This window comes from Streptomyces sp. NPDC007896, from assembly GCF_042959425.1.
Classification (GTDB): Bacteria; Actinomycetota; Actinomycetes; order Streptomycetales; family Streptomycetaceae; genus Streptomyces.
The window spans coordinates 140607-153649 of sequence record NZ_JBIBKX010000025.1 but is presented as its reverse complement, the minus strand read 5'-3'; the positions used below and the strand labels follow the sequence as shown (position 1 = coordinate 153649).

13 protein-coding genes and 1 pseudogene are annotated in these 13043 nt (G+C 69.0%); 10 read left to right on the top strand and 4 right to left on the bottom strand.

Features of this window, described 5'->3' with window-relative positions; genetic code table 11:
- Positions 1 to 650: 650 nt before the first annotated feature.
- From ACFZDJ_RS49000 to ACFZDJ_RS48975, 6 genes are all read left to right on the top strand, one after another.
- The gene (locus ACFZDJ_RS49000; RefSeq protein ID WP_390939826.1) at positions 651 to 2192 is read left to right on the top strand and encodes a glutamate synthase-related protein; all 1542 of its coding nucleotides are present in this window, start codon (positions 651 to 653) and stop codon (positions 2190 to 2192) included.
- A gap of 70 nt (positions 2193 to 2262) precedes the next feature.
- Positions 2263 to 3990, top strand: a complete 1728-nt coding sequence (locus ACFZDJ_RS48995) for a thiamine pyrophosphate-dependent enzyme (RefSeq protein ID WP_391069357.1) — start codon at positions 2263 to 2265, stop codon at positions 3988 to 3990.
- A gap of 181 nt (positions 3991 to 4171) precedes the next feature.
- Positions 4172 to 4981, top strand: a complete 810-nt coding sequence (locus tag ACFZDJ_RS48990) for an alpha/beta fold hydrolase (RefSeq protein WP_168504170.1) — start codon at positions 4172 to 4174, stop codon at positions 4979 to 4981.
- Complete coding sequence (locus tag ACFZDJ_RS48985; protein WP_390939824.1) at positions 4981 to 6231, top strand: SpoIIE family protein phosphatase; 1251 nt, start codon at positions 4981 to 4983, stop codon at positions 6229 to 6231. Before ACFZDJ_RS48990 ends, ACFZDJ_RS48985 begins: the two co-directional genes overlap by 1 nt.
- Positions 6228 to 6590 carry an anti-sigma factor antagonist gene (locus ACFZDJ_RS48980; RefSeq protein ID WP_391069355.1) on the top strand — a complete coding sequence of 121 codons (363 nt, stop codon included), beginning with the start codon at positions 6228 to 6230 and terminating at the stop codon, positions 6588 to 6590. The genes ACFZDJ_RS48985 and ACFZDJ_RS48980 overlap by 4 nt, the downstream gene beginning before the upstream one ends.
- A 62-nt stretch (positions 6591 to 6652) precedes the next feature.
- Complete coding sequence (locus ACFZDJ_RS48975; protein ID WP_390939813.1) at positions 6653 to 7072, top strand: hypothetical protein; 420 nt, start codon at positions 6653 to 6655, stop codon at positions 7070 to 7072.
- Positions 7073 to 7101: 29 nt separating this feature from the next.
- Here ACFZDJ_RS48975 and ACFZDJ_RS48970 read toward each other — a convergent pair whose 3' ends face one another.
- The 3 genes from ACFZDJ_RS48970 to ACFZDJ_RS48960 form a co-directional block, all read right to left on the bottom strand.
- On the bottom strand, positions 7102 to 7281 hold the full coding sequence (locus ACFZDJ_RS48970; RefSeq protein WP_391069353.1) for a hypothetical protein: 180 nt from the start codon (positions 7279 to 7281) through the stop codon (positions 7102 to 7104).
- Between the two features lie 135 nt (positions 7282 to 7416).
- Complete coding sequence (locus tag ACFZDJ_RS48965; protein WP_391069351.1) at positions 7417 to 8271, bottom strand: ABC transporter permease; 855 nt, start codon at positions 8269 to 8271, stop codon at positions 7417 to 7419.
- Positions 8268 to 9188, bottom strand: a complete 921-nt coding sequence (locus ACFZDJ_RS48960; RefSeq protein WP_391069349.1) for an ATP-binding cassette domain-containing protein — start codon at positions 9186 to 9188, stop codon at positions 8268 to 8270. Before ACFZDJ_RS48960 ends, ACFZDJ_RS48965 begins: the two co-directional genes overlap by 4 nt.
- A gap of 130 nt (positions 9189 to 9318) precedes the next feature.
- Between ACFZDJ_RS48960 and ACFZDJ_RS48955 the strand changes: the two genes are divergently transcribed.
- The 4 genes from ACFZDJ_RS48955 to ACFZDJ_RS48940 all read left to right on the top strand — a co-directional run bounded on the left by ACFZDJ_RS48955 (position 9319) and on the right by ACFZDJ_RS48940 (position 12777).
- Positions 9319 to 10578, top strand: coding sequence for a histidine kinase (locus ACFZDJ_RS48955; RefSeq protein ID WP_391069347.1), 1260 nt, complete (start codon positions 9319 to 9321; stop codon positions 10576 to 10578).
- On the top strand, positions 10575 to 11237 hold the full coding sequence (locus tag ACFZDJ_RS48950) for a response regulator (protein WP_390939805.1): 663 nt from the start codon (positions 10575 to 10577) through the stop codon (positions 11235 to 11237). Before ACFZDJ_RS48955 ends, ACFZDJ_RS48950 begins: the two co-directional genes overlap by 4 nt.
- 214 nt (positions 11238 to 11451) lie before the next feature.
- Complete coding sequence (locus ACFZDJ_RS48945) at positions 11452 to 11772, top strand: hypothetical protein (protein WP_390939803.1); 321 nt, start codon at positions 11452 to 11454, stop codon at positions 11770 to 11772.
- A 75-nt stretch (positions 11773 to 11847) separates the two neighbouring features.
- Positions 11848 to 12777, top strand: a complete 930-nt coding sequence (locus tag ACFZDJ_RS48940) for an amidohydrolase family protein (protein ID WP_391069345.1) — start codon at positions 11848 to 11850, stop codon at positions 12775 to 12777.
- A 61-nt stretch (positions 12778 to 12838) separates the two neighbouring features.
- Here the strand turns inward: ACFZDJ_RS48940 and ACFZDJ_RS48935 are convergent.
- Positions 12839 to 13005 (bottom strand): annotated as a pseudogene (locus ACFZDJ_RS48935) (DUF4291 family protein); the annotation flags it as partial.
- Positions 13006 to 13043 lie beyond the last annotated feature (38 nt).

The window sequence follows — 13043 nt, the reverse complement described above, 5'->3', positions numbered from 1 at the left end:
CCAAACCCCCACCCCCACCACCCACATCACCGCACACCAAAACAACACCACCGTCTTCACCGCACAACTCACCACCCACACCCCCACCACCACCTGAGAGAACGATGATCCGGAAGTGTGGGACGGCGCGGCTGAATCCGCGGAAGTCGATTACGAGTTGTGGGCGGCGGGGAGGGCGGAGGCAGGCCGACGGGTGGATCCGTCGCAGCAGGCGCCCCCCGGTGGGCGGTCCACTGGTCGGCGCTGGGAACCGCGAGGGGTTTACCGGGGGCCTTCTACTTGACCCCTTCCATCTGTTCGCCGAGTTCGGCGAGCCCGTTACGACCCATGGCCTTCCACACCACGACGTGGTGTTCCTCGACGCTTTCCATGACGCGGCTTCCCCGGACGGCCTGTGCCGCTGGGCCTGAAGCTCGGCACGATCCTGCGCCTCCGTACCGGTGGGCTGACCAACGCTCGCGTGCCGAGGCAGCGGCGCAGCAATTCCCGCGCACCCGGAGACCGCTCACGCGTGGGAAGCCCGTCGACGCGGGCCGTTCGGACACCGGTAGCGCCTGAGCGATGCGCGCGAACGGATTGACCGCAGAACTTCGGGACACAAGCACGATGTGCTGAAGATACTTCTGGTCGCCCTGCTCGGCTCGCTGGCGATGGCCGGCGCGGCCACCGCCGTCCTGGTCTCACCCTGGTGGTGGGCCGCGGCCTGCCCGTTGCTTCTGCTCGCGCTCGTGGCCGTCCACGATCTCGTACAGCGTCGGCATTCCGTCCTACGGAACTACCCGCTGCTGGGGCACCTCCGATTCGCGCTGGAGGCGCTGCGGCCAGAGCTCCAGCAGTACTTCATCGAGCGCAACTTCGACGGCCGCCCCTTCGACCGCGACACCCGCAGCATCGTCTACGAGCGCGCCAAGGGCACCGATGCCGAGGAACCGTTCGGCACCGAACTCGACCTGTACCGGACGGGCAGCGAATTCCTCACTCCGTCCATGGCCCCCCGGTCGGTGCACACCGAGGCGCCGCGTGTCCGAATCGGCGGACCCGAGTGCACCCGGCCCTACGACATGGCCCTGCTCAATGTCTCGGCGATGAGCTTCGGCTCACTGTCGGCCAATGCCGTGCTGGCCCTCAACACCGGAGCACAGCTGGGCGGCTTCGCCCACGACACCGGCGAGGGCGGCCTGTCGGAGTACCACCTGCGCCCCGGCGGGGATCTCGTCTGGGAGATCGGCACCGGATACTTCGGCTGCCGGACGGACGACGGGGACTTCGACGAGCGACAGTTCGCCGCGAAAGCGGCGCACGAGCAGGTCAAGTGCGTGTCGTTGAAGATCAGCCAAGGCGCCAAACCCGGCATTGGAGGAGTCCTGCCGGGTGCCAAGGTGAACGCGGAGATCGCCGCAGTCCGCGGCGTTCCGCAAGGGGAGACCGTCATCTCGCCGCCCTTCCACCGCGTCTACTCCACACCGCGCGAGCTGGTGCGCTTCCTGGCCCGGATGCGCGAACTGGCCGACGGCAAGCCCGTCGGGTTCAAGCTGTGCGTCGGCTCGCGCCGTGAGTTCCTCGCCGTGTGCAAGGCGATGCTGGAGGAGGGCAGCGCACCGGACTTCATCGTCGTCGACGGCGCGGAGGGCGGAACGGGCGCGGCGCCGCTCGAGTTCGCGGACAACGTCGGCCTGCCGCTGGGTGAGGGACTGATGGCCGTGCACAACGCCCTCGTGGGCGTCGGGCTGCGCGACCGGATCAGGATAGGTGCGAGCGGCAAGGTCGCCACCGGCAGCGACCTCGTCAAACGCCTGCTCCAGGGAGCCGACTACACCAACTCCGCCCGCGCCATGATGTTCGCGATCGGATGCATCCAGGCCCAGCGCTGCCACACCAACACCTGCCCTGTAGGGGTCGCCACCCAGGACGAACGGCGCGCCCGCGCCGTCGACGTTCCCGACAAGTCCCAGCGCGTACGGCGCTATCAGCAGGCAACGGTCAAGAGCGCGCTCCAGATCATGGCCTCGATGGGCGTCGACGACCCGCACGGGCTGCAACCCCACATGCTGCTCCAGCGGGTGAACCCCCACACCGTCCGCTCCTACGCGGAACTCCATGAGTGGCTCACCCCTGGACAACTGCTCACATCGGCGCCCTCGAACTGGGCATCCGACTGGAAGACGGCAGACCCGGACCGCTTCACCCACTGATGCACCCACTCATTCATCCACTGAACCCGGCACTCATTCCGAGGGCCGCACCGGACCGAAGGGCCCTCCCGTGGCACGAACCGTCGCCCGCGTGATCGTCGACGCACTCAAGGACCTGGGCGTCCAGCATATCTTCGGAGTGGTCGGAGACGCCTTGAACCCACTGACCGACGCGATCCGCACCACTGACGACCTGAAGTGGGTCGGCTGCCGGCACGAAGAAGCCGCGGCCTTCGCCGCCGGAGCGCAGTCCCAGCTCTCGGGAACCCTCGGGGTGTGCATGGGAACGGTGGGACCCGGCTCCGTACACCTTCTCAACGGGCTGTACGACGCGGCCAAGAGCCGTACCCCCGTCCTCGCGATCTGCGGTCAGGTTCCCCTCGCCGAGGTCGGCAGCGACTACTTCCAGGAAGTCGACAACGACCTGCTCTTCCGTGACGTGGCCGTCTACCGTGCCACCGTCTCCTCCCCCGACCAGATGCCGCGGATGCTGGAGTCCGCCGTGCGTACAGCCGTCAGCCAAGGCGGAGTGGCGGTGCTCACCGTACCGGGGGACCTCGGTGACCGGGAGCTGAGCGACGACCGGCCCGCCCGCTTCGCCCTCGACCGGCCCGTCACCCGCCCGGACGACCCGGCGCTCGCGGCGGCCGCCGAACTCCTGAACGCCGCCGACCGCGTCACCCTGCTCGTCGGCCGCGGGGCGCGCGCCGCCCGCGCCGAGGTCCTTCGGACCGCCGAAGTGCTCGCCGCGCCGATGGTGCTCACCCTCAAGGCGAAGGAGGGGTTCGAGGGGGACAACGACCTCCAGGTGGGCCAAACCGGTCTGATAGGCAACCCCGCCGCTTCCCACGCGCTCGACAGCGGCGACGCGCTCCTGATGCTGGGTACCGACTTCCCGTACCGGGACTGGTACCCGAAGGGGTGCAAGGTCGTCCAGATCGACACCCGTGAGGAGCACTTGGGCCGCCGGGTTCCCGTGGACGTGGGTCTGACGGGCGATGTCGGCGCGACACTACGAGCCTTGCTCCCGCTGCTCGATGCGGTCCCGGACCACGGCCACCTGGACGGTGCGCGGGAACGGTTCGCCCACTGGCAGGAAGGACAGCGGCGCCTGGCCGACCCACGTCACGAGCGCCGCTGGACCGGGAAGCTGAGGGCCGCTCTGGACAACCGTGACCACGAGATCCGCCCCGAGGCGCTGGCCGCCGCAGTGGACGCCTACGCCGCCGAGGACGCCGTCTTCACCTCCGACACCGGGATGGCCACCGTCTGGCTGTCGCGCTTCGTCACCATGCGCGGCAGCAGGCGCCTGATCGGCTCCTACAACCTCGGCTCCATGGCCAATGCCATGCCCCAGGCCCTCGGGGCCCAGCTCTGGGCGCCCGATCGCCAGACCGTCGCCTTCTGCGGCGACGGCGGGCTGAGCATGCTGCTCGGCGACCTCATGACGATCAAGACATACCAACTGCCGGTGAAGCTGGTGGTCTTCGACAACCGCCGTCTGGGAATGGTCAAGCTCGAACAGGAGCAGGCCGGCCTGCCTGAATTCGGTACGGAACTCGACAACCCCGACTTCGCCGCGGTCGCCACCGCGCTCGGCCTCACCGGCATCCGCGTCACCGACCCGGCCGATCTCCACGACAGCGTGCGCCGGGCCTTCGGCACCCCTGGGCCGGTCCTGCTGGACGTGCTGACCAACCCCGAGGAGGTGGCCGTGCCGGGCAAGCCGACCGCGGCACAGGGGTGGGGCTTCGCGATCGCCAAGGTCAAGGAGATTCTCCCGAGCCATGAAGGCTGACCGGAAGCATCAGCCGGATGAGCGCCGCGAGGCGCAGGGCAGCGCCGCAGGGCCTACCCGTCCACTGCGGAGACCTTGACGAAGTACGCGAACCACAGCTGGGTCCACTACCTCGGCGCCCCGTCACGACTGCAGCCACTCGGTCCCGGGGGGCCGTGGAACCGTCTGCGAGGATGGGCGTATGAGTGTGCGGAGCAGGAATCATGTGACGGTGACCGGCCAGGCCGGTCGCCCTGTGCTGATGCTGGCGCACGGGTTCGGGTGCGACCAGAACATGTGGCGGCTGGTGGTACCGCTTCTGGAGCGCGACTTCACCGTGGTGCTCTTCGACCACGTGGGAGCGGGGCGTTCCGATCTTTCGGCGTGGAGCATGGAGCGTTACTCCTCGCTGGAGGGATATGCCGATGATGTGCTGGAGATCTGCCGTGAGTTGTCGCTCGGGCCGGTGACCTTTGTGGGGCATTCGGTGAGCGCGATGATGGGCGTTCTGGCCGCGGCGCGGGAGCCGGAGGCTTTCGCCGGTCTGGTCCTGCTCGCCCCGTCGCCGTGTTTCATCGACGATTCGACCGCCGGTTATCGGGGCGGGTTCAGTGCCGAGGACATCGATGAGCTCCTGGAATCGCTGGATGCGAACTATCTGGGCTGGTCAGGTGCCATGGCGCCGGTGATCATGGGCAATCCCGAGCGTCCGGAACTGGGCGAGGAGCTCACCAACAGCTTCTGCCGGACCGATCCCGACATCGCCCGGACCTTCGCCCGGGTGACATTCCTGTCCGACAACCGCGACGACCTCGCCAAGGTCACCGTGCCCACTTTGGTCGCGCAGTGTTCCAGAGACGCGATCGCGCCTCCGGAGGTCGGAGCCTTCGTACAGGCGCAGATCCCCGGGAGCCGCCTGGTCACGCTGAACGCGACCGGGCACTGCCCCCAGCTCGCCGCCCCGGAGGAGACGGCCGCCGCGATCAGCGCCTTCGCGAGAGCGGGTCGATGATGTGCAGGACCAGTGACGGCGAGAACAGCCAGAGCCGTGACGACCACGCGGCGTTCTCCGCACTGTTGGAAGACAGCGCGGAAGACCTGTACGAGCATGCGCCGTGCGGCTACCTCTCCACCCTGCTGGACGGTACGATCGCGAAGATCAACACCACGCTGCTCGACTGGCTGGGCCACCGACGCGGCGACGTCGTGGGCAACAAGACGTTCTCCGACCTGCTCACTGTCGGAGGCCGGCTCTACCACGAGACGCACTTCGCTCCGCTGCTGCGCATGCAGGGAGAGGTCAGCGGAATCGCTCTGGAACTCAGGACGGCCGACGGCAGCCGTCTGCCGGTACTGGTGACCTCCACGGTCAAGACCAGCAGCGACGGGCAGCCACTGCTGATCCGTACCACCGTCTTCGACGCCCGCGACCGCCGCGCCTACGAAACCGAGTTGCTGCGCGCCCGGCAGGAAGCAGAACGCGAACGCGAAGAACTCAAGCGCCTCAACGCCACCCTGCAACAGACTCTCCTGCCGCCTGCCCTGGTGAGTGTGCCCGGCTTGGACGTAGCCGCTCACTACCACATCGCCTCCACCGACAAGGTCGGCGGCGACTTCTACGACCTGTTCCCCCTCGCTTCCGGAACGTGGGGACTGTTCCTGGGGGATGTGTGTGGCAAGGGCGCGGCCGCAGCGGCCGTCACCTCCCTGGCCCGCTACACCCTGCGCGCCGCCGCCGTCTACGACCCCGACCCGGTTACCGTCCTGAGCAACCTCAACACGGTTCTCAACCACGAATACAACGGCCAGGACCCGCGGTTCTGCACGGTCATCTTCGGACTGCTCACCCCCGACACCGACCGAGGCGGCTTCCGTGTCACCCTGGCCAGCGGCGGTCACCCCCCAGCTCTGCTCATGCGCGCCGACGGCAGCGCCGATTACCTGCCCACCCCCGGCGGACAGCTCATCGGCGTCCTGCCCGACGCCCACATCGCCACCACCACCGTCCGCCTGGACCCCGGCGACACCCTGCTGCTCCACACAGACGGTCTCACCGAGGCACACACCGCCCAGATCACTGACGGCGACCGCTACGGTGACGACGCTCTCCTCGACTTCGCCCAGGCCCTGGCACCGACGACCGCCTCCGACGCCATCGCCGCGGTACGTGACCTGCTCGACACATTCGGCACCGGAGTGGACGACGACGCGGCCGTGCTCGCCATCAGCGTGCCCCGACCCACCCGTGAAGAGCAGCCGTGACCGAGCTGACCGTCCACACCCGCGCCACCCCCGCCGGGCCCGTCATCGAACTGACCGGAGAACTCGACAACGACAGCGCCCCCGACGTACGTGCGCTCCTGCCCCGCCTGACACTCCATGCAGGCCAGCAGCTCGTCATCGACCTGACCGGCATCACCTTCTGCGACTCCAGCGGCATCACCGTCCTGATCGCTGCCCGCAATCACGCCCTCGCCGCCCAGGCAGACATCGCTCTGGCAGCGGTCCCCGACCGCATCAGTCGAATCTTCCACATCGTCGGGCTGGACCATGTCTTCCCCACCCACCCCACCGCACAAGCAGCCGAAGCAGCCTGGACACCACCCACTGTGCTTCCTTGAGCAGTGCCCCATGGAAGGATCGGGATGTGACCTGTGACGTGTGTGGACACGAAGCGCGAAGGATGCCGGTATCGGAGCCGCAGACGGAATGGGGCCTGCGGGTGAAGGAGCGGTGGTTCTGCCCCTGGTGCCATGCATGGACCGAGCTGGGACACCAGCCGCAGGAGGTCTCCCGGCCGCAGTACCAGCCCGTGGACCTGCGCTGGGAGCGGGCGGAATCACCGGAGCTGCCCGGGGACGTGTCGCACGCCTACGACGATGCCCATGCCTACGAGGACTTCGGCATGACCTTGTGCGGCATAGTGAGCGACAGCCTGACCCCCTCTCCGTACGGCATGTGGACGCCGGAAGGGCAGGATGCCTGCCAACTCTGCGAGGAGGCCGCGGCCGCCATCGACCAGCGCTGGCCGCTGGGGATGCGCGGCGCCGGGAAACGGATTCATCCCACGCCTCCCGCCGATTCGGGCTGGCCCCCCTTCTAGGACAACCGACGCGATGACATGAGCCGCCTTCAGCGGATCAGTGCGCATCCGAGCCTGAGGAATGCTTCGTGGATGTCATCGCGAACCTCCCAGCGGATCCGTAGGCGGCGGAACCAGTGCGGATGGGCGAACACTCGCTCCACGACCCGGCGTTGGGCACCGAGTCCGGAGCTGTGCTCGGTGACGCGGCGGGCGATCAGCGGCTTCACACCGAGGTCCCGGACGAGCCGGCGGTAGTCAGGTGTTTGAGCCGGGTCCGACCGCTGTACCGGCCGGACCGGACACGACGAACGGCTCCGCCGACTCCCCCAGCCCGCAGTCCTGAATCAGCACCTGCCGCGGTTTCATACGTCGCGGCGCCGCACGACGACCAACGCGAGCACGACCGCGACGAGCGGCCAAACCGCGTACACGATCCAGGAACCGGCGACCGTGGCGGTGTAGTCCAGGGATTCGGGATCCGGCGGCCAGTTCTGGACCAGGCGCTTCCAGGCGGTGACGACCATCGCGTGGTTGACGTCGGCGGACCAGCGCTTGCGCTGCGAGAAGATCGTGGGCAGCATCAACAGCGTGAAGACGCTGGTGACCATGGTCGCGGCGCTGTGCCGGATCAGGACGCCGAGCCCCAGGCCGACGAGTGCGCAGACCGGGGCCAGCAGCGCGGATGCCACCAGCGCCCGGAGCACCCCGGGGTGGGTGATCGGGACGCCTGCGTGCCGCCCGTTGAGTATGGCCTGGGAGACCAGGAAGGAACCGGTGGAGACGGCCGTGCCGACAGCGGTCCACACGCCGGCGGTGACGACCGCTTTGGCCAACACCACTGAGCCGCGGGCAGGGACGGCCACGGTGGTGGTGCCGATCAAGCCGCTGCTGTATTCGCTCGCGACGGTGATGGCGCCGACACTGCCGGCGACGAGCATCAGCGTCATGTAGCCGGCCGGCGGATAGGCGTCGAAGGGCAGGAAGTCAGGGGGCGGCCGCATGCTCGCGCCGGAGCCCTCGAAGTTCTTGTAGTCCGCCAGTGCGGCCGCGGCGGCGGACCCGATGACGAACAGGATCGTGAGTGCGATCGTCCACGGAGTGGAGCGCAGGGACCACATCTTGACCCACTCCGCGGCCAGGAGGTCGTGGAAGCGGGCGGGCGGCTCGGCGACCGGCGCGTCCGACGTGGTCGGAGGGACGGAGTTGATCGTAGTCATCGGGGTTGCCCTGCCAGGTATTCGACACTGTCGGCGGTGAGTTCCATGAACGCCTCCTCGAGTGAGGCGGTTCGGGTGGTCAGCTCGTTCAGCATGATCTGGTTCTCGAAGGCAAGCGCTCCGATCCGCTCTGCCGGCAGCCCGGCCACGGCGAGTTTCTCGGTGCCCGTCGAGCCCTGCGGCTCGACCGATGCGCCTGCGGCGGCCAGCACCGCTGCCAGCGCGGCAGCCTGCGGGCTGCCCACCACGACGTTGAGGCGGGTGCTGCGGGCCGCGAAGTCCCCTAGCGACTCTGCGGCGATGAGCCGGCCCCGGCCGATGACGACGAGCCGGTCGGCGGTGTTCTCCATCTCCGACATCAGGTGGCTGGAGAGGAAGACGGTGCGCCCCTCGGCGGCCAGACGCCGGAACAGACGGCGCGCCCAGAGAACGCCTTCCGGGTCCATGCCGTTGATCGGCTCGTCGAACATCAGCACGGGCGGGTCTCCGAGCAGGGCGGTGGCGATACCGAGCCGCTGTTTCATGCCGAGCGAGAACCCGCCGATGCGGCGGGTCGCCGCATCGGCCAGCCCCACCTCCTGCAGTACCTCGTCCACCCGGCGCAGCGGGAGGCCGTTGCTGTGGGCCAGCGCGGACAGGTGGGCGGCGGCGCTGCGTCCGCCGTGGACCCGGGTGGCGTCGAGGAGTGCGCCGACGTGCCGCAGTCCGCGTCGGTGGCTGTGGAAGGGGACGTTGCTGACGGTGGCGGCACCGGCGGTTGGCGCGTCCAGGCCGAGAATCATCCGCAGGGTGGTGGTCTTGCCGGCACCGTTGGGGCCGAGGAATCCGGTGACCTGGCCCGGTCGAACGGTGAAGGACAGATGGTCTACGGCGGTCTTGCTGCCGTAGCGCTTGGTGAGTTCGCTGACTTCGATCACACGGTCAACCCTGCCGGGAGGCCCCCGGCCGGGCATTGGCCCTGGGGCGGCAATCGCGCCGCCGGGTTAGCCCGCGGGCGTACGTCCCGGGGCCGATGCCGCGTGGGCGGCGGCTGGTTAGTCTCACGGCATGGACGCCACACCGACCACCCCGACGGCTGCCTGCGGTTTCGCATCGCAGCCTCGCTCTCGAGAGGGCACACCGACGGCGCCAAGGCCGGCGGTGATGGCCTGGATCGGGGGTGTCCTGTACCTCTTCATGCTGCTTCTGCTGCTGGGGGGCGCGCCGCGGGCTTCCGGCACCGTCCACGCCGTCGGGTCGCTACTGGCTGTGAGCCTGCTCGCCGGTGTACTGCGCCGGGTGCCGTTGCTGGCTCTGGCCATGACACTCTTCGGCGCCACCGCCGTGGTGGTGATGCCGCCCCGCCACGCGCGTGCGAGCCTGGCGCTGTCGTATCAGGGCGAGTTCCTGTCGTATCTGGCGGTGGACCTTGTCCTGGGCTTCATCGTCGCAACCCGCACGCGACGGGATTCGATCGTCGCGGTGGCCGTGTCCCTCATCGCGCAGCTCCTGCTGATCGGCGGCTTCGCGCACGGGGACAACCTGACGGCCAACAGCGTGATCGCCCTTCTGGCGATGGCCGCATCGTGCACGGTCGGTCTGCTCAGTCGCGAGCGCCGCGAGCACGCGGTGGCGCTGCGCGCGCAGGAGGTGGCCGAGGCCGTGACCGCCGAACGGCTGCGGATCGCACGGGAGTTGCACGACATGGTTGCGCACAGTATCGGCATCATTGCCATCCAGGCCGGTGTGGGCCGCCGGGTCATCCAGACGCAGCCTGCGGAGGCCCGCGAGGCGCTGCGAGCCATCGAGGCCACCAGCAGGGAGACCTTGTCGGGCCTTCGGCGCACGCTGGTGGCGCTCCGTCAGGCCGCCCCGGAGTCAGCGGCCGCGGGGCAGTCATCTCGCACGCCCTCACCGGGACTGGCGGACATCGAGCTGCTCGCGGCGGCGACCGCGGACGCGGGGGTACGCGTCGACGTGCGCTTCAGCGGGGAGCAGCGGCCCTTGCCGGCCGACATCGACCTGTCCGCCTACCGTATCGTGCAGGAGGCGCTGACCAACGTGGTCCGTCACGCGGGCACCGGGCACTGCCGGGTGACCGTCGACTACGGGGACGAGGAGCTGTCCGTGGAGGTCGTCGACGACGGGCGCGGCGCCACTGAGAACGGCTTGGCCCACGGCTTCGGCATCGTCGGCATGCGGGAGCGGGTCGGCCTGCTGCACGGCCACCTCAGCGCCGGACCGCGTCCGGAGGGCGGCTTCCAGGTGGCTGCGCAACTGCCGCTACCCAAAACCAAAACCATCGGCGTTCGGCTGGAGGCCCGGTGACTGTCCGAGTCGTGCTCGCCGACGACCAGCCGTTGGTACGGTCCGGTCTGCGCGTGCTCATGGCCGATCACCCCGACCTGGAGGTCGTCGGTGAGGCCGCCACCGGCGCCGAGGCGGTCCAACTGGTCAGGAATGTCAGCCCCGACGTCGTGGTGATGGACATCAGGATGCCCGGCATGGACGGGATCGAGGCCACGCGCCAGGTCACGGCCGGTCCGGCAACGACCCGCGTCCTCATACTGACCACCTTCGACGAGGACGACCACGTGTATGGCGCGCTCCGAGCCGGCGCAAGCGGCTTCGTGGTCAAGGACATGGAGCTGGACGACATCCTCGCGGCGATCCGCGTGGTCGCTGCCGGCGACGCACTGATCGCGCCGAGCGTGACGCGCCGTCTGATCGCGGACTTCGTCGGACGCCCCGTGGCTGCCCCGGAGCGCCCTCCACGGCCGGTCGAGGGCCTCACCGACCGGGAATGGGAAGTGCTGGCCCTGGTCGGACGTGGCCGGTCGAACACCGAGATCGCGGAGGAACTCTTCATCACGGTGGCCACCGCCAAGTCGCACGTGTCACGGCTGTTCACCAAACTGGGCGCCCGGGACCGGGTTCACCTCGTGATCACCGCCTATGAGGTGGGGTTGGTCAAGCCGCCCCGCTGAGCGCGTCACTGGGCCCACCGCGAAGCCGGAAGGCTTCAGTACCTCGAACAGGTCCTGCCGGCGGGCAGGATCAATGCTGTCACCTGCGGCCACCGTCTGATCTTCTGTCTTCGCACACCGATGATCACCGGTGGCCGCACCCGTTCCCGGACCAGCCCCGACCAGCAACACCACGATCTGGGCCGGAGTACGAGCTCTGGAGTTGAATCGGCAGATGGACATGTCCTCCCGAGAGATCCGCATACCCCTCGACGAGGTCGTCGCAGTCCTCCAGGACCTCAACGAGTTCGTGGTTTCCCTCGACCGACTCGGATCCCGCCAGGCGTCCGCAACCGCCGACGAGTACACCGTCGGCAAATTCATCGCCGACTGGGATGTCGCTCGGCGATTGGCCCGCGCCCGAGACGTCCTCGGCGTCGCGCTTGACGGGCAACTAAGGGAGGACGAAATCGCCGAGCTCGACGCCCTGTGTGACCAGGGCCGCTTCTACGGCACGGATATCGCCGCCAGCACCCCCACAGACCAGTCCAACTGAGACGGCAAGCACATCGGGCACGAAGCCGGCGGCCGCGCCCTGCCCGAGTGGAGCCCGCAGGCCGCGCTCGAGCTGATGGACCTGCTGGGCACCAGCACGGCCATCGTGTCCGTCTCCACCCCCGGTACCGGCTTCCTCACCGACCCGGGCGAGGCCGCCGACCTGGCGCGGCGGCTCAACGACTTCTCCGCGTCCCTCGCCGCTGATCACGCGGGCCTATTCGGGTACTTCGCCACCCTGCCCATACCCGATGCCGCCGCCTCCGCCGCGGAGGCCCGGCGGACGCTGGAGGAACTCGGCGCCGACGGAGTCACCCTGCTGGCCAACAACCAGGGCGCCTACCTCGGCGCGGGCGGTCAGGACGCGCTGTGGCGGGTCCTGGACGAGCGGGGCGCGCTCGTCTTCGTGCACCCCGCCGAGTTGCCCGCACCGGCCGTCGAGGGCATTCCGCCGTTCGCCGCCGACTCCCTCCTGGACACGACACGGGCCGCGTACCTCCTCGTACGCAACGGCATCGCGCGCACGTACCCGAACATCCGGTTCATCCTCAGCCACGCCGGCGGCTTCGTGCCCTACGCCTCCCACCGCATGACCGTCGCCATCGCGAGCGACACCGGACGCAGCCCCCTGGACGTGCTGGACGACTTCCGCGCCTTCTACTTCGACACCGCACTGTCCTCCAGCCCCGCCGCCCTGCCCAGCCTGCTCGCCTTCGCCCGCCCCGGGCACGTCCTCTTCGGCAGCGACTGGCCCTTCGCCCCCACCCCGGCCGGCCAGTACTTCGCAGGCGGACTCGACACCGGCGTGGACCCCAACGTCCTCCAGGCCGTCAACCGCGGCAACGCCGAAGCCCTGTTCCCCCGCCTGGCCGCCACCCCCGCACCGACCCCGGCTCGTCCGGTCCCGACACGTCCGCGCCATGCCGCCCAACAGGCCTCCGCCCGCCTCGTCTTCAAGAGCTCTGGTCAGCACGGAGGGCAGTGGCCTGTCAGGGCGGAACACTAACAAAACGCCTCAACTGGTGACTGCGCTCATTGGGCGCAGGTGATCCAAGAGTCCATCGGGCGGCCCGCTTCAACTGCCGCTTCCAGGCGGCTCGGTCGGAGTGCAGACCGCGCTCGTGGTGTGACAGGCAAGGGTGCTCCAACGCCTACTCGAAGCCTCACGGGTGATCTCGACTGCGAGGACGGTGTCCTGACCCTCCTTGGTCCCCCATCCGCAGCGATACATCATCCAGAGGAAGGACGGCTTGATCCACGTCAAGCCTCGCT

What these genes read in the sequence shown, in the direction of transcription:
- ACFZDJ_RS49000 (WP_390939826.1), top strand. Translation starts at nt 651, where the DNA reads ATGGCCGGCGCGGCCACCGCCGTCCTGGTCTCACCCTGGTGGTGGGCC.
- ACFZDJ_RS48990 (WP_168504170.1), top strand. Translation starts at nt 4,172, where the DNA reads ATGAGTGTGCGGAGCAGGAATCATGTGACGGTGACCGGCCAGGCCGGT.
- ACFZDJ_RS48985 (WP_390939824.1), top strand. Translation starts at nt 4,981, where the DNA reads ATGTGCAGGACCAGTGACGGCGAGAACAGCCAGAGCCGTGACGACCAC.
- ACFZDJ_RS48975 (WP_390939813.1), top strand. Translation starts at nt 6,653, where the DNA reads ATGCCGGTATCGGAGCCGCAGACGGAATGGGGCCTGCGGGTGAAGGAG.
- ACFZDJ_RS48965 (WP_391069351.1), bottom strand. Translation starts at nt 8,271, where the DNA reads ATGACTACGATCAACTCCGTCCCTCCGACCACGTCGGACGCGCCGGTC.
- ACFZDJ_RS48955 (WP_391069347.1), top strand. Translation starts at nt 9,319, where the DNA reads ATGGACGCCACACCGACCACCCCGACGGCTGCCTGCGGTTTCGCATCG.
- ACFZDJ_RS48945 (WP_390939803.1), top strand. Translation starts at nt 11,452, where the DNA reads ATGGACATGTCCTCCCGAGAGATCCGCATACCCCTCGACGAGGTCGTC.
- ACFZDJ_RS48940 (WP_391069345.1), top strand. Translation starts at nt 11,848, where the DNA reads ATGGACCTGCTGGGCACCAGCACGGCCATCGTGTCCGTCTCCACCCCC.